The organism is Scandinavium sp., from assembly GCF_036271055.1.
In the GTDB taxonomy this organism is placed as follows: Bacteria; Pseudomonadota; Gammaproteobacteria; order Enterobacterales; family Enterobacteriaceae; genus Scandinavium.
This window is the reverse complement of sequence record NZ_DATBBJ010000081.1, coordinates 1-20,373: the sequence shown is the minus strand read 5'-3', so window position 1 is coordinate 20,373 and position 20,373 is coordinate 1. Positions and strand designations below refer to the sequence as shown.

Sequence of the window (20,373 nt, the reverse complement as noted above, 5' to 3'; positions counted from 1 at the left end):
ACGGCGCTGAGGGTAAGCAAACTCACTATTATGTCAGCCTGTGTAAAATCCCTCGCCCTCCCCGCCCTAAACAGTAAAAATCACTGTGCAACAATCTGCAATTTCTGTGACGTATAACCCGTGCCTTTGTTACACTTAGATGCATTTTGTCGTGGGCGGATTGGACTCTTCCAATTCGCATGAAACATGGAAAAGTTCGGAACGTGTTGCCAGCGTCCATAATCAATCAATAACTACTGACGTCCGGCAGAATAACGCGTTCAGGCGTGACATTAATCGATGTACCAGGAATCGTGAATGGAACTGTTAACTCAATTACTTAATGCTTTGTGGAGCCAGGATTTCGAAACCCTTGCCAACCCCTCCATGATAGGCATGCTCTACTTCGTTTTATTTATGATCTTGTTCCTTGAGAACGGATTGCTGCCTGCCGCCTTTTTACCGGGCGACAGCCTTCTGGTGCTGGTCGGTGTCTTAATTGCTAAAGGGGCGATGGGCTTCCCGCAAACGCTGCTGCTGCTGACGACTGCGGCCAGTCTCGGCTGCTGGCTGAGCTACATCCAGGGCCGCTGGCTCGGGAATACGCGCATCGTGCAAAACTGGCTGTCGCATCTGCCCGCCCATTATCACCAGCGCGCGCATCATTTGTTCCATAAACACGGGTTATCCGCTCTGCTGGTCGGGCGTTTCATCGCCTTTGTGCGAACGCTGTTGCCGACCATCGCGGGCCTTTCTGGCCTCAGCAGCGCCCGTTTCCAGTTTTTCAACTGGATGAGCGGCCTGCTGTGGGTGCTGATTCTCACATCATTGGGTTATCTGCTGGGGAAAACGCCTGTCTTCCTGAAATATGAAGATGCGCTGATGTCCTGTCTGATGCTGCTGCCGGTGGTGCTGCTGGTGTTCGGCCTCCTGGGTTCCGTGTTCGTCCTGCTGAAGAAAAAATACGGTAACCGGAGCGAATAATGGGATTCCGGAATATCACCTTTCGCCGTTTCACGCTCAGCCTCGGCGCACTACTCATGCTGTGCGCCCTGCTCTGGTTTTGGGCAGCGCTTCAGCAACGAGAGTCATCGCTGGCCATTCGTGCGGTGAATTCAAATATCAGTATGCCGGATGGGTTTTCCGTCTGGCATCATCTGGATGCCAACGGCATCCGTTTCAAGAGCATCACGCCGCAGAATGACACCTTAGTCATTAAATTTGAATCCAGCGACCAGAGCGCTGCCGCCAAAGCAGTACTGGATCGTACGCTGCCCCACGGTTACATCATTGCGCTTCAGGATGACGAAGACTCACTGACCCCGCAATGGCTTTCCCGCCTCCGTGACACCCCACATCGGTTCGGTTAACCGCCTTCCAGGATTCTGAATCTTTTCACAGGCTTTGGTGATTTGGTGTTTACTTACTATCATTGAGTAAGCGGAAGTCACTCTTATCATTTCATCGACTGGGTGGGGCAAGACTTGACATTGCCCACAACACAATGGAAGGTTTCACCTATGAAATACCGCACTTTTCTGGCTTTGGGCCTCGTCACTTTGAGTGCTGGCGCGTTTGCCACCACGCCGTGTCAGGAAAAAGAACAGGACATTCAGCGTGAAATTCACTACGCCGAGAAACACAAAAACCAAAGCCGCATTGATGGTCTGAACAAAGCGTTACGCGAAGTGAAAGACAACTGTAGCGACAAAAAACTTCGCGCCGATCATCAAAAGAAAATCGCCCACCAGAAAGATGAAATCACTGAGCGTCGCCACAGTCTCAATGAGGCCAAAGCCAAAGGCGATGCGGAAAAAATCAGTAAACGTGAACACAAGCTCGATGAAGCGCAGGAGCAACTGAAAGCGCTGGAGTCTCGTGACTATTGAATCAATGGAAGTCTAACGCCTTACACTGGAGAACATCATGTCAAAAGATACCACCTCAGAAAATCTGCGTAACGAACTGAAATCCCTGGCGGATACCCTGGAAGAGGTGCTGAATTCCTCCTCAGATAAATCAAAAGAAGAGCTGGGCAAACTGCGCAGCAAAGCAGAACGTGCGCTGAAAGATAGCCGCTATCGCCTGGGTGAAACCAGCGATGCTATTGCCAAACAAACTCGTGAAGCCGCAGCGCGTGCTGACGAATATGTGCGTGATAATCCATGGACTGGCGTAGGTATCGGTGCAGCCGTTGGGCTGGTGCTGGGTGTGCTGCTGACGCGTCGTTAATTATGGCTGACTCACATCAACACGGGCCGGGTAAAAGCGTATTTGGCATTGGCCAGCGGATTGTCACCATTATGGTCGAGATGGTGGAAACCCGTCTGCGGCTGGCGGTGGTCGAACTGGAAGAGGAGAAAGCTAATCTCTTCCAGATGCTGCTGATGCTCGGCCTGACCATGCTGTTTGCGGCGTTCGGGTTAATGAGTCTGATGGTCCTGATTATCTGGGCCATCGATCCTCAGTACCGCCTGGACGCTATGATTGCCACCACTGCTGTATTGCTATTGCTGGCACTTATCGGCGGTATCTGGACGATGGTTAAGGCGAAACGGTCGACGTTTATGCGTCATACCCGTAATGAGCTGGCGAACGATCGGGCACTGCTTGAGGACGACGAGCGTGAGTAGCAAACTTGAGTTGCACAAACGTAAAGCGTATCTGCTGAGCCAAATCCAACAGCAACGGCTTGACCTGTCTGCCAGTCGTCGTGACTGGCATGAGGCCACTGGCGTTTATGATCGCGGCTGGAATACCTTGCTCAGCCTGCGCTCATGGGCGCTGGTTGGCAGCAGCGTGATGGCTATCTGGTCGGTACGCCATCCCCGCTTTCTGGTGCGCTGGGCCCGTCGCGGCTTTGGTGCCTGGAGCGCGTGGCGATTGGTGAAAAGCACGCTGCGCAATCAACAACGCTAAGCTTTGCTTAGCGTTTTCTTTCCCACAAAAGCCTGCGTTATTGCGTCTCCACGCTGAAACGAAGATGGCTCTCTAACGTTGTACTGTCCTTAACCAGCGTATCTCGCTCACTCAGCGCAACAATGAACTTGAGTGTCATGGTAAACTTTTGCCCCTCCAGCATTCGATTTCCCGACATGGGCAAAATCCCGCGATCGTTAAGAATGAGTTTTTTATCTCGGGTCTCCCCACGGACAAGAAAGGGTGTATGGCGAAGGGTTCTGCCCAGTTGTACCGGTTTACCATCAAGTACTGCGTGGGTGGCCACCGCCGCAATCAGACTGTCGGAGGCAAAACGTAAACCGAATGGATGATCGCCAGAATGGGTAAAGATAGCCATGACGGTCGGTTTATCACACAGGGCCGTCAGCTGTACCTCACGCTCACTTAAGGTCTTCCAGCGTCTAAATTGACCGACATAATTTTTGTCGTGTACGTGACCATAGTTCAGCGTGGGTCTCGATAACGTTATCTGGCAGGCCCCAAAACTTGGTGACGCGCTAACCAGCAGCAGAAGAAGCAGCAAGCGCCTCACAAACACATTCCTTGTGCTTCTTCATAAATAGAATGGGCATCATGCTCTTTCGCCAACGCGTATTGGAGGGTGCATTGAATTTTCCCATCATCATCAATCAGATGTAGCCCGTGGATGTGCTCTGCGTCATTGAGATAAACCTGCCCATTGTCGACAACGGTGGTGACGTAGTTACCGTCGTCGTCTACCAGCGTGGCATTTTTCGGTAACGGGCGATGTGTCTTTTGCATGACGACCGTCAGCATCACGCGGCGAACGCTCAGAATGCTAAAGTCCATTTCACTCACTGAACCGTGACCTGCCGATACCATGTTTATCCCGTTGCTGACATCTACATTCTTCGGTAGCGAGTCTGTATTCATCTCTATGCGGGCCGCTTTATAAGCAGGCAATGACGGGACCACTGCCTTTCCCCAACGATCGGTCCAGATAGCGCCATCAGGCGTCATTATTTCGACACCGCCGACAGACTGCCCGACTGATGCAATACCAAACGTTTCCTGTACTGTATAGGGCGAGAATGTCAGGCCGGAATGATGAGCCACGACACCACCGCTGAACGTGAAGCTCCGATTAGTACCTGACGTCCCATCTTTTCCTGCCCCAACCGCAAGCTGGGTGTAATGCAGATTGCTGTTCAACGAGCCGTTGATATTGCGCTCGCCATTGCCGCTACTGCGTTCCATTGCCAGCGAATAGCTATTCTCCCGTCCAATATTGCCGGACGTCCCCAACCCACTGCGGAGCTCTTGCCCACTTTTGTGGGCATAGGTAGAAAGAGACTGGCTGCCAAGCGGGACCGAAAGCGTGAAAAATAGCATGTCGCCTGCGTTCGGGTTCCCCACCCCTTCGTTGGTCGCCTGACTGAGCAAATGCTGCCAGTTCAGGGATAACGACACCCCGAAGAGCGTTCTCCCCCACGATGCGGACAGATAGCGCGAATCAGACTCGCCATCACTTCCTTCACTGAGGCTGTAACTGAACGAGAAGGAGCCAAGCAATGCTGTCCCCCATGAGAGGCTACCGCTGTACTGACCGTTATATTGTGTGAAATCGTCATCAAGGGTATCTGAGAATTCCCGATAGCCGGGCGTATATCGCGTTGCGGATAACGTTAGGGTGAGTGCTTTTGTCATTGTGGCGTTAACGTTTACATTGATACTTTGCCCAGCATAGTCATGGAGTACGTCCTGCGATCCTCTCAGTGTGGCGTCCAGACTGAGATCGCTGTAGGGCGCAAATTCAAACTGTGTCGCCACGGAACGGTAGGCCTCTGCAAGCATACCGCCAGCACTGACGTTCAACCATGTTGTGAGATTCCAACCATCGGTGACGCTCGCAAGCCAAGGCTGGCGACCGTCTTCCGCTTGGTCCTGAGATTGCCCTAATGCAAATGAAAGGCCCTGAGGGGCAATCATGCGACCGCGCAACGCATCCGCCGAAACGGTGTAATGACTGCTTGAGCCATCAATTTCAATAACCGATACCTCAATCGCACTGCTGAGGCTCGTGACCGGCACATTATCCAGCGTAAAAGGCCCGGCAGGCACTAACGTTGAAAAGACCACACGCCCGAACTGTTTTACCTCCACACGCGCTTGTGCGGAATTCGCCATGCCCGTCACCGTTATCCCTTCGCCGTTCTTGTCCGAAAGCGCGCTTTCTGGCACAAACTGTATTCCATTGATGGCCGCACCCGACACTAACGCGCTGCTGATGTTGATTTGTCCGGCCTGCATGATTTTTTTAGTGTGCTCAAACGTATGCTGAACGTAGGTGTAAAGCAGTTCTTGGGATCGGGTATTATCCATCTGCGTCATTATTTGGCGGCTTCGCAAAAGCCAGTCATGCATATTGACGCCATCTTCGAGCGTGAGCTGATCGTAACGACTTGCCCCGCCGCTATAGCGTGACTGTGAGGACATTACGGAATAGTTGACCAATGCCGCGCTACCGCCGTGATTGATGCGTTCGGCAAGAGAATCGTCGGTGGCCAGTGCGTCTTGCGGAACCACGAGCAACAGGCTTTCCTCACCAGGTTTGGGCGTCACCACGGCGCTGGGATAATCGTTTCTGTAGTCGTGACACGCCATGTCCTCAGCCTTCCCAACAGGAAGATCGGAGGGCACCTTAAGGCCCGCATTTTGCAAAAATGCTTCGTCGACACAGAGTTCGCCCTTTTTGCCGAAAAAAGCCATTACGGTACCTTTTTCCTGCCCATTTACCGATAAGACAACGGACTTTCGCCCCGGCATGAATTTGGCAGAATCAGCAAAATACTGACCAAGCGATGTATCAAGCCCCCGGCTCTTTAATATCGCCAAATCAAACTCTAGCGCCTGTGCATGCGCGAGACCGGGAAGGAACAACGCCTGAGCCAATGAAAAAACGATCCTTCCACAGATCCATTGCTGTCGATGCTTCATTATTGGCTCAGGTTTTTTTAACGATGATTGAGTGGCGCGGTAACACTCTCAACCTGAATACCATAGCGACTGACCGGCATGAAGGTCACGTGGGTATTCCCGCCAGCGCCTGCACCACCTGACACCGTGAGCGTTTGTCCGGGAAGAATATAGTTTTTTTCCAGCTGGTATCGGGTGTGTGAGGGTAATAGCTCGTATTGCGGCGTCATTCGGACCACATACGCGCTGGGATTTTTGACCGTAAGGGTATCGCCTGACAGATTCCAGTTCAGCAGTGTCCAGGCATCTTTCACAATGGGCAGTCCGGCGGGATGAATAAGCACCGGCAGATCCTGGCGAATGTTAAAGCCCACTTTATTTTTGCCAGGCATTCTCTGCGGGATCCCCTCAAAGTGCACACGCTTGAGGTGCTCCGTTTGCAGTGGTTGCTGGGTTTGCAAAATAAAACGAATATGTTGCGTCTGCCCTGCATCTACACGCACGACCGGTTGCGTCACAATAAGATGAACGCCTTTATCGTCAGGCAAATCAACAATACTGGTATACAAAAGCCCCGCACTTTCATCGGTATTTTTAATGTTTATACTGCCGCCTTCCTCCGCCTCATTAATCATTAATAATGACGTCTCTGGCACCATACCGGCGGCATGTGAATGAAGCGAAAACAATCCTCCCACAATGAATAATGTGAGACACATGAAATTTTTAAAACCATTCATTATGCACCTGCTTTTATCTCAAAAAGAAAAACAAAACGTTCAGCGATGTTGCTGCCCTAATATTGACTAAAGATAAACAACTGAAATGGTTAATGACCCTGCCAACGGGGTATCATCCGAAATATTCAATGCGTCCGTTCCTTGAATAGCGGCAGTGATTTTCAGTGGCCAGATATAAACCCGTGCGCTCATCGGTACCGCGGAGCTACTCCCGAGAGGTTCGCCAGATATGATATAGCCATTATCATTTCTGATCTCACCCGCCCCCGAGGGATACCAGGGCGAGTTTTGCGGATATTTGTACATCACCTTGAGAGGGTTTCCATCTCCGGTCACACGTTGCAGATCGGTATAGACGGCATACGCACCTAAATTAACGCCCTCTCGGGTTTTCCCCAGACCGAATTCATATCCCACGTCACTTAGATCGCCCGCTATAAATTTCGGACTTATTATCGTCAGTGCGTGTACGGAATCTTTTTTATTATCCGTCACCGACCAGCCGACAGGCGTTGCTTCAGCGCAGCTTATCGTTAAGGTCAAAAATTGCGAGCCCAGTTGATTGCTCTCTTTCTTATTCAGCTTACTTAAAGGAATATGACCGAAGTTAGCTTCGCCATTATGATCCAATGCGGGTGTGCAAGCTGGAGCATCAAACAGTGCCGTGATTGTCAGGTCAACGCTATCAGCCGCCAACACCGTTGTCAGCCACAACGCTGGCGCGACGACGATGCCAAGGAAAACAGGGTTCATCAGGGTCTGTCCGACATCATCATCGCAATAATCAGATATAGCTCAATGAAATCGTGACCATACCATCCAGATTGGTATCCTCCGTAATTTGCAAAACATCGGTTCCCTGCACGGCGGCTGTCACTTTGAGGGGGAAAATGCCCGTTTTAAACGCCTTCGGGGTCGTTTCCCCGGTCGCTCCCACGGTAAAAGTACGAACGCCCGATTTAGAAACACCTTTCGTACTTTTTTCCCATGCAGTGCCATTCCCATTACCGACATTATCGGCTTGCAGTAAATCCCCTGGGTTGCCATCGTAGGTCACACCATGCGTTTTTGCCGTGAGCGCAAATGACCCAAGGTTTACCATGCCGACGGTGCCTAAGCCATATTCCTCCGAGATCTCGGTAACATTACTGCTGTCTGCTGCGGCAGTCGTGATAGTCATCGCTTTGACCGAATTGCTGCGACCATCTACGGTTGTCCAACCCATGACCATCGCGTTGTCGCAGGTAATCGTCAGAGTAACGTTTCTTTCACCAAGCTGGTTAGCGTCAGTTTTATTGAGGCTGGAAATAGGGATATTACCGAAGTCGACTTCATTTTTATCCAGCGAGGGAGAGCACGCGGCATTCACCAGCACACCTTTAACATTCAATCGAGTTGAATCTGCGGCTATTACGCCAAATACAATACAGGGTAGGATCGCTAGCAGCAGTTCTTTCTTCATGGCACATTCCTGAGATATATCACTCAATTGTAGACAGGGGTCGTCATGCAAAATAAAATTTAACTTAATTGATGTGATGTATAAAAGAATAGCCAATCAGTACGATGCGTGAGGCGCTAATTGCAGCCTAACTTAAATTTCGTTCTCTAAATAAAATTCATGCTGCTTTATAATTAATACTGAAAACTAAAGTAGGGCTGGCGCTATTAATACCCCAGAATAACCTTAATGACAACAAGGTTGCGTAAATTATGAGAAATTCATACGCCTCCCTATATCAGGGAAATCATGCCAGCAAAGAAATGACGCTGCGCTTCCAACGCCTTTATTTGCCTTTAGGATCCGTCTCTCGCGCCGCCTCACTTTGTCAGATTTTTTGATTTAGTGTAGCAATTTTCCTTGCTAACAATCCCCCTCCGTCACGTTTACACTCCTTTCCATCGACAGCAAGCCCGCGGTATCCCCCCGGAATTGCACAATAAATCAATAAAACCGCCAAAATGGTTTGATGGAGAGTTAAATGAAAAAATTAGAAGATGTTGGTGCACTGGTCGCGCGTATTCTGATGCCAATCCTGTTCATTACCGCAGGCTGGGGAAAAATCACCGGTTACGCGGGAACCCAACAGTACATGGAAGCGATGGGCGTTCCGGGCGCACTGCTGCCACTGACCATTCTGCTTGAGTTTGGCGGCGGTCTGGCGATTCTGTTCGGTTTCCTGACCCGAACTACCGCGCTGTTCACTGCCGGTTTTACGTTGCTGACCGCATTCATCTTCCACAGCAACTTTGCTGAAGGTGTTAACTCATTGATGTTCATGAAAAACCTGACCATCGCGGGCGGCTTCCTGATGGTGGCTATCACCGGTCCTGGCGCATTCAGTATCGACCGTGTACTGAACAAAAAGTGGTAAGCCCACTATACTGACTGAAGCGTAAAGCGAGGATTTATCCTCGCTTTTGTCATTTTGAAGGAGAGAGAACCATGGGACAACTGATTGACGGCGTCTGGCATGACACCTGGTATGACACCAAATCTACCGGGGGACGATTCAAACGTTCTGTTTCGGCGTATCGCAACTGGCTGACCGCCGACGGTACGCCTGGCCCCTCCGGAGAAGGCGGATTTGCGGCAGAAAAAGATCGCTATCACTTATACGTTTCCCTGGCCTGCCCGTGGGCACATCGCACTTTGATTATGCGTGCGCTGAAAGGGCTGGAATCGTTTATCGATGTCTCTGTTGTTAACCCGCTGATGTTTGAAAACGGCTGGACCTTTGACGACAGCTTCCCGGGTACAACCGGCGACAGCCTGTATCAGAACGAATTTCTCTATCAGCTTTATCTGCACGCAGACCCCAATTATACCGGGCGCGTGACGGTGCCCGTTTTGTGGGACAAAAAGAACCACACCATCGTCAGCAACGAATCGGCTGAAATCATCCGTATGTTGAATACCGCGTTTGATGGTCTGGGCGCGCGTGCGGGTGATTACTATCCAGAAGCACTGCGCGGAAAAATTGACGAACTGAATGGCTGGATTTACGACACCATCAATAATGGCGTGTATAAAGCCGGATTTGCCACCAGTCAGGAAGCCTACGACGAAGCAGTGACGAACGTGTTTACGTCACTGGAACGCGTGGAACAACTTCTCGGCCAGCATCGCTATCTGACGGGCAACCAGCTCACCGAAGCAGACATTCGCCTGTGGACCACGCTGGTGCGCTTCGATCCGGTGTACGTGACCCATTTCAAATGCGATAAGCACCGTATCAGCGATTACCTGAATCTGTACGGCTTCCTGCGCGATATTTATCAACTGCCAGGCGTGGCAGAAACGGTGAATTTCGATCATATTCGCCATCACTATTACCGCAGTCATAAGACGATCAACCCGACTGGCATTATCTCCATCGGCCCGTGGCAAGATCTCGACGAGCCGCACGGACGTGACGTGCGCTTCCGCTAAGTATTCAGGGCATCCATTGATGCCCTTTTTTAATTCACCAATAACGACTATTCTTACCTCGATCGCTTAAAAAACAAGTGATTGACTGATTATCGAGGCAAGGAAAATGGACTGGTATCTAAAAGTACTGAAGAATTACATCGGGTTTGGTGGCCGCGCGCGTCGGAAAGAATACTGGATGTTCGTGCTGGTGAGCTTCATTCTGGCAGGCGTATTGAGCATTATCGACAAAATACTTGGCTGGGAGCGTGTGAGCGGTGAAGGCGTACTGGCAAGTATTTATGGCCTGCTGATACTGATCCCAACGTGGGCCGTACAGTTTCGTCGCCTGCACGACACCGATCGCTCAGCGTGGTGGCTGTTGCTGCTGCTGATCCCTATTGTCGGCTGGCTGGTTATCCTGGTGTTCAACTGCCAGAACGGAACGCCGGGCGACAACCGCTTTGGACCCGATCCTAAGCAACTACCCTAAAAGCAAAAAAGCGCCTTATCAGGCGCTTTTTCATTTTCAGTGGCTTACTTACGTACTTTGTGCGCGAACAACTTTGGGATTTCGCGCAAGCACCAGGCTTTCGCTTCACCCATGCTATCGCGACGCCACGCCATAATAATGTCCACTTCGTTGGTGTATTCCGGGCTGACGACACGCAGTCGCCCTTCCGCAATATCCTGCTCAACTAACGGATACGGCATCGTCGCCACACCCATGCCGGCTAACAGTGCCTGACGCTTATCTTCAATTGTACTGACCGTCAGTCGCGGCTGCTTGTCGAGCAACTGCACCGTCAATACCGGGCGCTCACGCGCAGTGTCAGCCACTGCCACGCCGCGATATTTCACACGCGTCACTTCCGATAACGGCTCCGGTTCCTGATGGATCGGATGATCCGGCGCGGCGACGTAGACGTTGAGCACCGAGTAAAGCTTGCGGGAGTTTATTTCCGATGATGAACGAAAATGCATGTCCGGGGCGATCACGATATCCGCTCGTCCCTGCTCCAGACGCTCCCAGGCACCGGCCAGCACTTCAGTGATGATCGACAGTTGAGTATTCGCTTTGAGGGCCAGTTTCTCGACCAGCGGGAAAATTTCCGGCGTAGGCACCAGCGCTTCAGCCACCAGAGTTAAATGCGTTTCCCAACCGCGCGCCAATGCTTCCGCGTCGGTGGTGAGCTTGTCGGCGGCTTCCAACAAAACCCGCCCACGTTCCAGCAACATCCGGCCAACGTTCGTAAATTTTGTGCGATGGCCTGAGCGGTCAAATAGCACCACATCCAGCTCTTCTTCCAGCTTCTGCATGGTGTAGCTCAACGCAGACGGCACGCGACCCAGCTCGTCCGCAGCGGCGGCAAAACTACCGCGTCGGTCGATAGCATCCATTACTCTTAACGCTTCCAGCGTCAATGCTCTCTCTTTAGCCATGGCGTTCTCATTCAGGAAATTTGAACATACCCGGCAGAATATCTGGCTAACAATGCAGCGTCCATAGCTTTACCATTGTTTTAGTGTAAAGAGAGGTCAAGAATATGATTACTACCCGAACAGCCAAACAGTGTGGACAAGCCGATTTCGGCTGGCTGCAGGCACGATACACCTTCTCCTTTGGACACTACTTCGACCCGAAACTGTTGGGATACGCTTCGCTGCGCGTCCTCAATCAGGAAGTACTCGGTCCCGGCGCATCGCTGCAGCCCCGTACATACCCGAAAGTAGATATCCTTAATCTGATTCTGGAAGGTGAAGCGGAGTATCGTGACAGTGAAGGGAATCACGTTCAGGCCAAAGCTGGCGAAGCGCTGTTGATAGCGACTCAACCCGGCATGAGCTATAGCGAGCATAATCTCAGCAAAGACAAATCGTTGACCCGCATGCAACTGTGGCTCGACGCTTGCCCGGAGCGAGAAAACTCACCAGTGCAGAAACTGACGCTCACTGACGGCGCGCAACAACTATTAGCCTCCCCGGACGGCAGCCAGAACAGCGTACAGCTACGCCAGCAGGTATGGATCCATCACATTCAACTGGAGAAAGGCGAACAACTCAGCTTCCAGCTCCACGGGCCGCGCGCGTATCTACAGTCGATTCACGGCACCGTTCATGCAGTAACGCCTCAAGCAGAGCGCGAAGGGCTCACCTGCGGCGATGGGGCTTTTATTCGTGACGAGGCTAACATTACGCTGGTTGCTGATACGCCGTTGCGCGCATTGCTGATAGATTTACCGGTATAACCCTGACGTCAGGCGGTCAATGTGAGCAAAAAGAAACAGAAGAAAGTACCGATAGCAGAAACCGTCGCTGAGCCAGAAGCACTGGCAACAGTCAGTGCTGCGCCATTGGCATTTGGTGCCGATGAGATGCTCGGCGAGCTGGAATCTATCGTCGCAGAAGCAGAGGTCAGACAGGCTCAGGATGCCAGCCTGATGTAAGAATAGCCCGCAAGCGACAGCATTGCGGGCTTGTTACTTAGTTGCTGATAGACTGAATCAAATCGTCCTGAATCTGCTTACGCTGGTCCGGCGTCAACAACTGGTTCAGATCAAAATAGTATTTCACGCGGTAGTAGCGCGTCTGCTGCTCAACTTTGCTGAACGCTTCAAGCTGATGCTTGACCGCCTTCTCGTTCCATTTTCCAGACTGGATAACGTCAATCAGCGCGCCATCTTTCACGTCTTTCATGGAAACCTGTTCCACGTTTTTTTCCATCGAGTCATGCAGGCTTTTGATTTGGGCCACCTGCTCATTGGTCAGCTTCAAATGCTGAACGATAGGGTCCTGAGAAGGTGCCGGAGCCACATCAGTATTGGCGGCCTGAGCCAGGCCGTTGAAGCCAATCATAGAAGCCGTCAGCAGTGCAATGCGAGTCAATTTGTTCATTATTAATGTCCTTAAAATAGTGTCGCGGGCATTATTCCCTGATGAGCAGTGTCAAACTATAAAAATTGATGAATACATATTTGAATGTAAAAGAAAAACGGTGGCATACCTGCCACCGTTTTCATCGTCAGAGCCCGGATTTATACGTTCGCAAGTTGTAACGAATCTTTCTGCATTTTTCGCTGTTTTTTCATTTCATACAGGTTTTCATCGGCCTTTTTATAACTCTCCGTAAAGCCATGAGTGAGCTCACTAATACCGAATGAAAACGAAAGAGGGATCGTCGTATTTTCAAACGGAAAATCAGACAACTCAGCAACGCGTCTATCCATCACCTGGCGAGCCTGCTCAGGAGTGGTATTTTGCAGCAGCAGGACAAACTCATCGCCACCCATTCTGATCAAATGATCGCCCTGTCGGACGGATTGCAATAAATAATCAGCAAAGAAGATCAGCGCCTCATCACCCGCATGATGACCCCAGGTATCATTGATGATTTTAAAATCATTTAGATCCATCGTGACCAGCACTGTGCTACGGCTATGGGCAATATTCTCCGTGACGATTTTTCCACCTTCACGTGACAACGCCTGGGTTAACGAATCGGTGGTGAGCTTATCCATCATCTGCTCGATGCGATGATGTGAGCGAATAAAAATAATGAAGAAAAATAGCATGACGATATTTGCGATGACGAAGCCTATTATCTTAATTCGGAGCAGTTCCAGCAGGTGAACACGAGTGCTCAAGCAGAAGCCATCCATCAGCTTGATATCCCCAAGGTCAAAATGCACCCGTGGCCAGTTTTCAGGGAAGATATTCATCGCAATATCATTACCCTTCGCACTATGAATGCTGATGTCATAGCCGTCCTTCTGCAGCCCCAACTCTTCAAAGGCATTGCGGAACAACAGGGCGAGATCGTTCTGAGTGTAGTCGGTGGCAATAATGCCCGACATTTTGCTGCCCTGCGCGCTGAAATCATTTATCACCACCGGACTGCCGATGGTTATGGTCGGCAATTGTGTCATCGAGTCTTCATAGACATTGCTGTAAAACAGTTCCGGAACGATAAACCCACGGTTATTTTTTAACATCGCTGAGGTATTTTCTACATACCCGGAGAGGCGAAAATGAGGGTTGCTACCATGAATTTTTATAGCCTTCTGGCTGTTAAACATATAGTAGTAGCCAGCATCTCCGTCGGTGTAATAGGTGGTGAATTTAGACTTATTACCGTCGCTAAAATTACGCCAAAAATAGCGCAGGATAGTGAATTTTTTGCGATGGGTAGCATCAATATCTGCCTTCCAGGCCGGGAGTTCACTGTCACTTAGACGGTCGTTAATCACCCCACTTAACTTATTAATATCCACACGCAGACTCGTACTCAGCATCTGATCAGGGAGCTGTAGCATTGAACCCAGATCGGAAGCGATACTGCGGTTGTTTTGCGTGTCCTTATTGATGACGCTCACCACCCGCGAAGTCACCAGTTCAATATTCGTTTTCGCACTTGAGAATGACAGGTACAGGATGAAAGCGTTCACCGTAACCAGCATCACCGTAAGCACTATCAAAAAGATTTTCTTTTCTGATTTAAGCTGATGCGTGTTTTTCATTTGTCGTCATCCTTTAAACGGTCATTCCCGAGAAACTCGTTACTCAACGTTGGGCACTTACACATCTGTCTGCACCCTAATCACGCCATCTTGTGGCGTCCAGGAAGAAAAACGCTGCGGGCGAGAATAGTAATAACCTTGCGCTTTCGCACACCCCATCGACTCAAGTTTTTCGCCCATTTCGACCGTCTCTATGCCTTCAGCAACCAGCGGCACACCAAAGGAGTGCGATAGCATAATCACCGATGAAATAATGGCTTCACTCTTCTGGTCGTCCAACACGCCCTTCACAAAATCGCGATCGATTTTCAGGCAATCGAAGGGCAACGAATGCAGATAGGACAAGCTCGAATAACCGCTGCCAAAATCGTCTATAGCCACGGAAAGGCCCAGACGGCGCAGATAATTGAGCGTTTCAATCACCTGTTGGCTGTCCTGCAACAGGACACTTTCGGTGATTTCGAGACAGATATTGCTGTTTATTAGTCCATTACGTTGAATACACGTCAGCAAATGCACGGAAAAATCCGGTTGCTGTAACTGCACAGCGGAAATGTTAACGTGCAATTTAAAATCAGTTGGCGCCCCGCGAAGAATAAAGTCTGAAAGCTCACGGCAAGCCTCTTCAATTATCCAGCGGCCCAGTTTAATAATGGTGCCGGTTCGCTCTGCAAGACCAATAAAGACATCCGGCGGCACAAAGCCTAGCGTGGGGGACTGCCAGCGAATCAGGCATTCTCCCTCAGAAAAGGTTTTCGTATCATTCAGACTGACAATGGGCTGGAGCACCAGATGAAAACCGCCATTCAGGAGATCTTCACGAAGGGCCTGGAACATCCGAATATTATTCAGCTCTGTTTCACGCATGTCTGGCGTGAACAGAACATATTCACGGTTGCCTCCAGAACGAATCTGCTGCAACGCAAGTCCGGCATTCATCATGCAGTCCGCGATATTCTCCGCCGTAAGCGTTGTCAGCATGGTCCCACCCTGGCCGGTAAAGACGTAGGAAGCCTCTTGTGGATCGCCAGGGATTTGTTTGGCTGGCGTATCCTGGAACAGAGAAGAAATTAAACTCCAGTATGTATCCAGGTCTTTTTGTTCGTTAATACCCGGGAACACCACAATAAACAGATCTTCTGAATAGCGGCAAAAGATGCTGTCAGCCGGGGCCAATTGGATAAGATGCTCGACAAAAAAGCAGATAAACTTTTTGGCATATTGATGTCCGAGCGTGCTTCTCATATCACGGAAGTTGGTCACGCGAATCATCAGTAATAAATTACGATTATCAAAAAGTCTCGGCTCGTTAAGGAAACCTTCACGCGTCAGTACCCCGGTATCAGGATCATTCTCAATACGTTTTTTCTGCTCATTGAGCATATCGGTAATTAAACCAGACGCGTTGCTTAATTCTTCTTCAAGAACCGCAATTTCAGTAAACAGCGTGCCTTCAGAGGCTGGCTCCCAGGATTGCTTTCCGAGCAAACGCGTCTTGTGTACCAAACGGTGCAATGGACGGAAGAAATGCCGCACAAACATGATCAGCATCGTCATAAAGAGAACCGTCATGAGCGTCAGCCAAATGAGCATTGGCGCATGTTCATTTCTGAAGAGTCGATAGGGATGCACATTCGGCGTGAGGATAACTAAAGACCAACGGAGCGAGCCTGAGGCATCACGCACAGGATGGGTTATGACAAAATAATCCTGCCCCTGATACGAAATGATGTGTGATGACCCTGAGGGCAAACTAACGCTTTTCATCATCGCCTTTAATTCAGGGAAAGAGTGAATATTGTTTAGCTTCTGCGGCTGTCCTTTATGCCCTGCTTGAGCAGGCGCTAAATATTCACTACGGGATGAAGAAACAACATTCTGGTCTTGATCAACCAACAGAATAGTACTTTCCTTTGTCGGCGTTGATTTCGTTAAGTAACGACTGATAGCGGAAGGGTTAATATCCGCAAATAAAACCCCGACAAACGACATACGTTGGTCATAGAGTGGTAAACGCCAACTCATTACCGATCCGTTACTCGTGGACATGTGATAATAATTTTTCGTCCAGAACGGTTTTTGATGCGTCATTGCATTGATAAACCATGCTCGCGAATAAATATTATACTGGTTCACATGATTTACCACGTCAGACTGCTCCGATGCGGTACGATAAATATTTAAGGTATCGGGTTTCGTTGGCGATGTTTTAATCAAAAATATATTGTCTGAATTACTATTCCGCTCATAGGCTATGTATTTCCCGCTGGCGGTCGCCAACCCAAGGCGAGAAATCGAATCCTGGCGAGAAAAATCACTGCTCAGCACATGTTTTAACTGCTGCTCAATGAGGGGAGCGTTGATATTTGAAGAGGCGTTCACCAAATCACGCATCAGAATCCCAGCCTGTCGAGGTTTATCCAGATACATCTCGATCCGGTGGCCTATAAACTGACTTTTTTCCGTTAGCGTTCTTTGCTCTAATTCGGTGAACCAGCTGCCTGTTTCCCGATGTTGAAGAAAGACAAATAGAGCCACCATCACCATAGCGCAAAGCATCAGCATAATGATCAGAGTCTTCGCGAAAGAAACTGGATATTTTTTCAATCTATTAGACATAAGATATCTCCGGCTGCGGACCGTTATTTGCGATTACCGCGTTCAGCGCATCTGTTTTGTTCACTTTCTCATACTCATCAAACAATGAAGTGAAAGGCGCGGGAATAGCAAGGTGGTAGCCCTGCACCTGATCGCAGCCCAGTTCAAAGAAATGTTCACGCATTTCCGCATCCTCGATGCCAATTGCTATCAATGGCACCTGAAAACCTTTCGCCAGAATCAGTAACGAATTGAACACGCTGATACTTTTTTCATTATTCAGTCGATTCGAGATCAAATGTCGCGAAATTTTAAGGCTGTCGAAAGGAATAGAATGCAGATAGGACAGGCTTGAAAAACCTGCGCCGAAATCATCCAGACAGATGGAAATATGGTGCCGACGGAGATAATTCAGAACCTCACAAGCCTGAGTCATATCCCGATTCAGCACACTCTCAGTAATTTCAATACAGATATTTTCATTCTTTAGACCATGCAGCTGGATGGTATCCATCAGATGCCATGCAAACCCTTCCTGCAGCAACTGAACCGCTGAAATATTGATGTGCAGTTTGAAGTTTTCTGACGCGCCGCGCGCGATCATTGCGGCCAGTTCCCGACACGCCTCTTCAATAATCCATCGCCCAAGAGGGACAATCAGCCCGCTTTCTTCTGCAATGGGGATAAAGTCTTCCGGAGGGATCTCGCCAAGCTGCGCAGAATGCCAGCGAACGAGGCATTCACCTGCCGTACAAAATGCTTGATCGTTTTGCCCAACGATTGGCTGTATCACCAAATAGAGCTCATTGCTGGCCATAGCACCACTGAGGGAATCATGTAAGTGGATATTGTTCAACTCAGTTGCCAACATCTCGGGTGAATACAACCGTGTTTGTGCATTACCTGATTTTTCCGCATGCCGCAGGGCAATCCAGGCATGCATCAGGATGTCCGTTATGGTTTCCGGTGTAATTTCCTGAATAACCATTCCAGCATTTCCCGCGAAAAGCGTATTGGTTTTACTGTTTTTGCCAACTTTACTGTTTAAAGAAAACAAAGAATTCAGCACGTTTTGATATTTTACGTAATCAGCTTCCTGATTAACCCCAGGGAAGACGATGATAAATTTATCAATATTATCTCGTGCTATAATGACATTTGTTGGCAGAACTGCTTGTGCTTGTTTAATAAACTCCGCAATAAACTCATCCGCATATTTATTGCCAAGCGTATTCATAATCGACTTCATGTTCGTCACGTGGACCAACGCCACCAGATTATGATGGTGATAAATCCGCGCGTCATTCAGCAAACCATTACGAGTATACAGCCCTGATGCAGGGTCGAATTCTATCTTATTGCGCATTTGCTCAAAGCTGTCAGAAAGCCGTTGTGACAAGTTTTTAAATCCAGACTCCAGCTCGGCAATTTCTTGAAACTGATTTTGACAGTTGCTTTCAGGCCACTGCCCGAATTCTAATTCTTTTGTTCGTTGTGCAATCTGACGTAACGGGGAGGTTATGCGGGACAACAACACATGTATCAAGGCCGCGCTAATCAGGAACGTTAAAATGAGTGCCACAATCATAAAATTATCATGCAGTTTAACGGTACTGATAATTGCAGAAGCAGGAACAATCACCACCGCTTGCAACTTTAATTCGCCGGATTGATCGGTGACAGGAAAACGGCTGGCAAAATATCGCTTATCTCCAAAGGTTAACTTGAGCACTTCATTCGGACTGACTTGCTTGAGGGACTTACCGATTTTCTCAACAACAGGTGATGCGTTTTTTGTCAAAGATGATAATGCCGCCGACGCATTTTCCGGTGCCGTTAATTTTTGCTCTGAAGAGGCGATGATTTGATCATGTTCATCAATAATCAGGACATTGCTCTCTTTGTACGGACGCAGTTTCCTTAGCATCTTATTCAGATTCTGTAGGTGCAACTCGCTGGCAATAACACCAATAAAATGGCCCTTGCCGTCGAATGCTGGAATGCTATAGGCGATCCCTAATTCCTTCGCGGTATTGAGATCACGATACACCGGAGTCCAGAGTGGTTTTTTGTTTTCATAGACAGACTGATACCATGGGCGTTTTTCCATGATGTAATCAGGTTTTTTCATTGCCACTGTAGACTGCGTCGACGCTCCAACATAGGAGGTCAGGATATTCTTCGTCGAAGCATCTTTTAATGTCAGATACTCTTCTTTCGCGTTTTCGGTCTTATGGCTAATACCGATATAATTGCCATGCAGGTCACCATACTGCAATAGATTAAGATCCACATCCCCTTGATAGATATCATTCATTATATTCATGATATCTTTATAAATATCAATAACTGCGGTATTGTCATCTTGATAATGCGTCAAAGAATCTCTTAGCATTGCATCTGCCTGATGCGGTATATCAATATAATTCTCTACGGCAGATTTAATCATATCTGTTTTGGACATAAAAAGATTATGACTCATGGTATCAAGCAGGCTTTGGCGATCCAAATAAATCACCGTTGAAACAATGACAAACACCATGCAATAAAATGCAATAAATAAAACCCTGATAGCGCTCGTTAGAGAGAAAGATGATGTTTTACAAGCATGTGAAATCATATGAGGCCCCAGGATCGCTAAAGATAAATGCAGATCATGCGCAGAGGATGCGTTAACACACAGGAAAGAGAGGTGACATCGGGGGACAAGATCTGGTTACATTTCCACGATTAGGGTATCACAGGCAAAAAAGAGCGCCATCGATAATACATTTAATAATAAATATGGCACAGGCAGAAGTGAATCACCTCTATAAGGTTTATTTCAATATTACTCTGGCATTTGATCCCTGTAATATACCGATCACTTCTAACCAATCCGCATATAAAAGTGGATTTATATTATATATAACATCTTCGACAGTCATTCATCTGCTACGCTACAAAAGCAAAACCCCGCCGAAGCGGGGTTTTATAAGAAGTTGAAGCTGACCGATAAGCCGGGTTCTGTCGTGGACAGTCATTCATCTAGGCCAGCAATCGCTCACTGGCTCAAGCAGCCTACCCGGGTTCAGTACGGGCCGTACCTTGTGAACCCCTATTTGGCCTTGCTCCGGGTGGAGTTTACCGTGCCACGAACTGTTGCCAGTCGCGCGGTGCGCTCTTACCGCACCCTTTCACCCTTACCTGATCCCGCTTGCGCGGGCCATCGGCGGTTTGCTCTCTGTTG

21 protein-coding genes and 1 other RNA gene are annotated in these 20,373 nt (G+C 49.0%); 11 read left to right on the top strand and 11 right to left on the bottom strand.

What is annotated here, in order from left to right:
* Positions 1 to 297: 297 nt before the first annotated feature.
* From yqjA to VH187_RS18345, 6 genes are all read left to right on the top strand, one after another.
* A complete protein-coding gene (gene yqjA / locus VH187_RS18370; RefSeq protein WP_329702892.1) occupies positions 298 to 963 on the top strand; it encodes a DedA family general envelope maintenance protein YqjA in 666 nt (221 codons plus the stop codon).
* Positions 963 to 1,349 carry an EnvZ/OmpR regulon moderator MzrA gene (gene mzrA, locus VH187_RS18365; protein WP_329702891.1) on the top strand — a complete coding sequence of 129 codons (387 nt, stop codon included), beginning with the start codon at positions 963 to 965 and terminating at the stop codon, positions 1,347 to 1,349. The genes yqjA and mzrA overlap by 1 nt, the downstream gene beginning before the upstream one ends.
* A 150-nt stretch (positions 1,350 to 1,499) precedes the next feature.
* Positions 1,500 to 1,868 carry a DUF1090 domain-containing protein gene (locus VH187_RS18360; protein ID WP_329702890.1) on the top strand — a complete coding sequence of 123 codons (369 nt, stop codon included), beginning with the start codon at positions 1,500 to 1,502 and terminating at the stop codon, positions 1,866 to 1,868.
* Between the two features lie 37 nt (positions 1,869 to 1,905).
* A complete protein-coding gene (locus VH187_RS18355) occupies positions 1,906 to 2,211 on the top strand; it encodes an ElaB/YgaM/YqjD family protein (protein ID WP_329702889.1) in 306 nt (101 codons plus the stop codon).
* 2 nt (positions 2,212 to 2,213) lie between these two features.
* Complete coding sequence (locus tag VH187_RS18350) at positions 2,214 to 2,612, top strand: phage holin family protein (RefSeq protein ID WP_329702888.1); 399 nt, start codon at positions 2,214 to 2,216, stop codon at positions 2,610 to 2,612.
* Entirely contained in the window at positions 2,605 to 2,898 is a 294-nt protein-coding gene (locus tag VH187_RS18345; protein ID WP_329702887.1) for a YqjK-like family protein, read from the top strand. Before VH187_RS18350 ends, VH187_RS18345 begins: the two co-directional genes overlap by 8 nt.
* A gap of 37 nt (positions 2,899 to 2,935) precedes the next feature.
* Here the strand turns inward: VH187_RS18345 and VH187_RS18340 are convergent, their stop codons facing one another.
* The 5 genes from VH187_RS18340 to VH187_RS18320 all read right to left on the bottom strand — a co-directional run bounded on the left by VH187_RS18340 (position 2,936) and on the right by VH187_RS18320 (position 8,079).
* The gene (locus tag VH187_RS18340) at positions 2,936 to 3,472 is read right to left on the bottom strand and encodes a DUF1120 domain-containing protein (RefSeq protein WP_329702886.1); all 537 of its coding nucleotides are present in this window, start codon (positions 3,470 to 3,472) and stop codon (positions 2,936 to 2,938) included.
* Entirely contained in the window at positions 3,469 to 5,898 is a 2,430-nt protein-coding gene (locus VH187_RS18335) for a fimbrial biogenesis usher protein (protein ID WP_329702885.1), read from the bottom strand. Before VH187_RS18335 ends, VH187_RS18340 begins: the two co-directional genes overlap by 4 nt.
* A 17-nt stretch (positions 5,899 to 5,915) precedes the next feature.
* Positions 5,916 to 6,596, bottom strand: a complete 681-nt coding sequence (locus VH187_RS18330; RefSeq protein WP_329702941.1) for a fimbria/pilus chaperone family protein — start codon at positions 6,594 to 6,596, stop codon at positions 5,916 to 5,918.
* Positions 6,597 to 6,683: 87 nt separating this feature from the next.
* A complete protein-coding gene (locus VH187_RS18325) occupies positions 6,684 to 7,370 on the bottom strand; it encodes a DUF1120 domain-containing protein (protein ID WP_329702884.1) in 687 nt (228 codons plus the stop codon).
* Positions 7,371 to 7,401: 31 nt separating this feature from the next.
* Positions 7,402 to 8,079, bottom strand: coding sequence for a DUF1120 domain-containing protein (locus VH187_RS18320; RefSeq protein WP_329702883.1), 678 nt, complete (start codon positions 8,077 to 8,079; stop codon positions 7,402 to 7,404).
* A 520-nt stretch (positions 8,080 to 8,599) separates the two neighbouring features.
* Here VH187_RS18320 and VH187_RS18315 point away from each other — a divergent pair.
* The 3 genes from VH187_RS18315 to VH187_RS18305 all read left to right on the top strand — a co-directional run bounded on the left by VH187_RS18315 (position 8,600) and on the right by VH187_RS18305 (position 10,522).
* Positions 8,600 to 8,992 (top strand): DoxX family protein, encoded by a 393-nt coding sequence (locus VH187_RS18315; RefSeq protein WP_329702882.1) that lies wholly within the window; start codon positions 8,600 to 8,602, stop codon positions 8,990 to 8,992.
* Between the two features lie 71 nt (positions 8,993 to 9,063).
* Complete coding sequence (locus VH187_RS18310) at positions 9,064 to 10,050, top strand: glutathione S-transferase family protein (protein WP_329702881.1); 987 nt, start codon at positions 9,064 to 9,066, stop codon at positions 10,048 to 10,050.
* A gap of 106 nt (positions 10,051 to 10,156) precedes the next feature.
* A complete protein-coding gene (locus tag VH187_RS18305) occupies positions 10,157 to 10,522 on the top strand; it encodes a DUF805 domain-containing protein (protein ID WP_329702880.1) in 366 nt (121 codons plus the stop codon).
* 44 nt (positions 10,523 to 10,566) lie between these two features.
* On the opposite strand, the gene VH187_RS18300 is transcribed toward VH187_RS18305, so the two are convergent.
* Entirely contained in the window at positions 10,567 to 11,472 is a 906-nt protein-coding gene (locus VH187_RS18300; protein ID WP_329702879.1) for a LysR family transcriptional regulator, read from the bottom strand.
* 104 nt (positions 11,473 to 11,576) lie between these two features.
* Here VH187_RS18300 and VH187_RS18295 point away from each other — a divergent pair, with 104 nt between their 5' ends.
* Positions 11,577 to 12,278 carry a pirin family protein gene (locus tag VH187_RS18295; RefSeq protein WP_329702878.1) on the top strand — a complete coding sequence of 234 codons (702 nt, stop codon included), beginning with the start codon at positions 11,577 to 11,579 and terminating at the stop codon, positions 12,276 to 12,278.
* A 21-nt stretch (positions 12,279 to 12,299) separates the two neighbouring features.
* Positions 12,300 to 12,476: a hypothetical protein gene (locus VH187_RS18290; protein WP_329702877.1), complete on the top strand. Its 177-nt coding sequence runs from the start codon at positions 12,300 to 12,302 to the stop codon at positions 12,474 to 12,476.
* A 37-nt stretch (positions 12,477 to 12,513) separates the two neighbouring features.
* Here VH187_RS18290 and VH187_RS18285 read toward each other — a convergent pair whose 3' ends face one another.
* The 5 genes from VH187_RS18285 to rnpB form a co-directional block, all read right to left on the bottom strand.
* Entirely contained in the window at positions 12,514 to 12,924 is a 411-nt protein-coding gene (locus VH187_RS18285; protein WP_329702876.1) for a Spy/CpxP family protein refolding chaperone, read from the bottom strand.
* A 140-nt stretch (positions 12,925 to 13,064) separates the two neighbouring features.
* A complete protein-coding gene (locus VH187_RS18280; protein WP_329702875.1) occupies positions 13,065 to 14,546 on the bottom strand; it encodes a GGDEF domain-containing protein in 1,482 nt (493 codons plus the stop codon).
* A gap of 57 nt (positions 14,547 to 14,603) precedes the next feature.
* Entirely contained in the window at positions 14,604 to 17,165 is a 2,562-nt protein-coding gene (locus VH187_RS18275) for a bifunctional diguanylate cyclase/phosphodiesterase (RefSeq protein ID WP_329702874.1), read from the bottom strand.
* On the bottom strand, positions 17,158 to 19,764 hold the full coding sequence (locus VH187_RS18270) for an EAL domain-containing protein (protein WP_329702873.1): 2,607 nt from the start codon (positions 19,762 to 19,764) through the stop codon (positions 17,158 to 17,160). The genes VH187_RS18275 and VH187_RS18270 overlap by 8 nt, the downstream gene beginning before the upstream one ends.
* A 359-nt stretch (positions 19,765 to 20,123) precedes the next feature.
* Positions 20,124 to 20,373: RNase P RNA component class A (gene rnpB, locus VH187_RS18265), an RNA gene on the bottom strand; the annotation flags it as partial.

What these genes read in the sequence shown, in the direction of transcription:
- yqjA (WP_329702892.1), top strand. Translation starts at nt 298, where the DNA reads ATGGAACTGTTAACTCAATTACTTAATGCTTTGTGGAGCCAGGATTTC.
- mzrA (WP_329702891.1), top strand. Translation starts at nt 963, where the DNA reads ATGGGATTCCGGAATATCACCTTTCGCCGTTTCACGCTCAGCCTCGGC.
- VH187_RS18360 (WP_329702890.1), top strand. Translation starts at nt 1,500, where the DNA reads ATGAAATACCGCACTTTTCTGGCTTTGGGCCTCGTCACTTTGAGTGCT.
- VH187_RS18355 (WP_329702889.1), top strand. Translation starts at nt 1,906, where the DNA reads ATGTCAAAAGATACCACCTCAGAAAATCTGCGTAACGAACTGAAATCC.
- VH187_RS18350 (WP_329702888.1), top strand. Translation starts at nt 2,214, where the DNA reads ATGGCTGACTCACATCAACACGGGCCGGGTAAAAGCGTATTTGGCATT.
- VH187_RS18335 (WP_329702885.1), bottom strand. Translation starts at nt 5,898, where the DNA reads ATGAAGCATCGACAGCAATGGATCTGTGGAAGGATCGTTTTTTCATTG.
- VH187_RS18330 (WP_329702941.1), bottom strand. Translation starts at nt 6,596, where the DNA reads ATGTGTCTCACATTATTCATTGTGGGAGGATTGTTTTCGCTTCATTCA.
- VH187_RS18325 (WP_329702884.1), bottom strand. Translation starts at nt 7,370, where the DNA reads ATGAACCCTGTTTTCCTTGGCATCGTCGTCGCGCCAGCGTTGTGGCTG.
- VH187_RS18320 (WP_329702883.1), bottom strand. Translation starts at nt 8,079, where the DNA reads ATGAAGAAAGAACTGCTGCTAGCGATCCTACCCTGTATTGTATTTGGC.
- VH187_RS18315 (WP_329702882.1), top strand. Translation starts at nt 8,600, where the DNA reads ATGAAAAAATTAGAAGATGTTGGTGCACTGGTCGCGCGTATTCTGATG.
- VH187_RS18310 (WP_329702881.1), top strand. Translation starts at nt 9,064, where the DNA reads ATGGGACAACTGATTGACGGCGTCTGGCATGACACCTGGTATGACACC.
- VH187_RS18305 (WP_329702880.1), top strand. Translation starts at nt 10,157, where the DNA reads ATGGACTGGTATCTAAAAGTACTGAAGAATTACATCGGGTTTGGTGGC.
- VH187_RS18300 (WP_329702879.1), bottom strand. Translation starts at nt 11,472, where the DNA reads ATGGCTAAAGAGAGAGCATTGACGCTGGAAGCGTTAAGAGTAATGGAT.
- VH187_RS18295 (WP_329702878.1), top strand. Translation starts at nt 11,577, where the DNA reads ATGATTACTACCCGAACAGCCAAACAGTGTGGACAAGCCGATTTCGGC.
- VH187_RS18285 (WP_329702876.1), bottom strand. Translation starts at nt 12,924, where the DNA reads ATGAACAAATTGACTCGCATTGCACTGCTGACGGCTTCTATGATTGGC.
- VH187_RS18280 (WP_329702875.1), bottom strand. Translation starts at nt 14,546, where the DNA reads ATGAAAAACACGCATCAGCTTAAATCAGAAAAGAAAATCTTTTTGATA.
- VH187_RS18275 (WP_329702874.1), bottom strand. Translation starts at nt 17,165, where the DNA reads ATGTCTAATAGATTGAAAAAATATCCAGTTTCTTTCGCGAAGACTCTG.
- VH187_RS18270 (WP_329702873.1), bottom strand. Translation starts at nt 19,764, where the DNA reads ATGATTTCACATGCTTGTAAAACATCATCTTTCTCTCTAACGAGCGCT.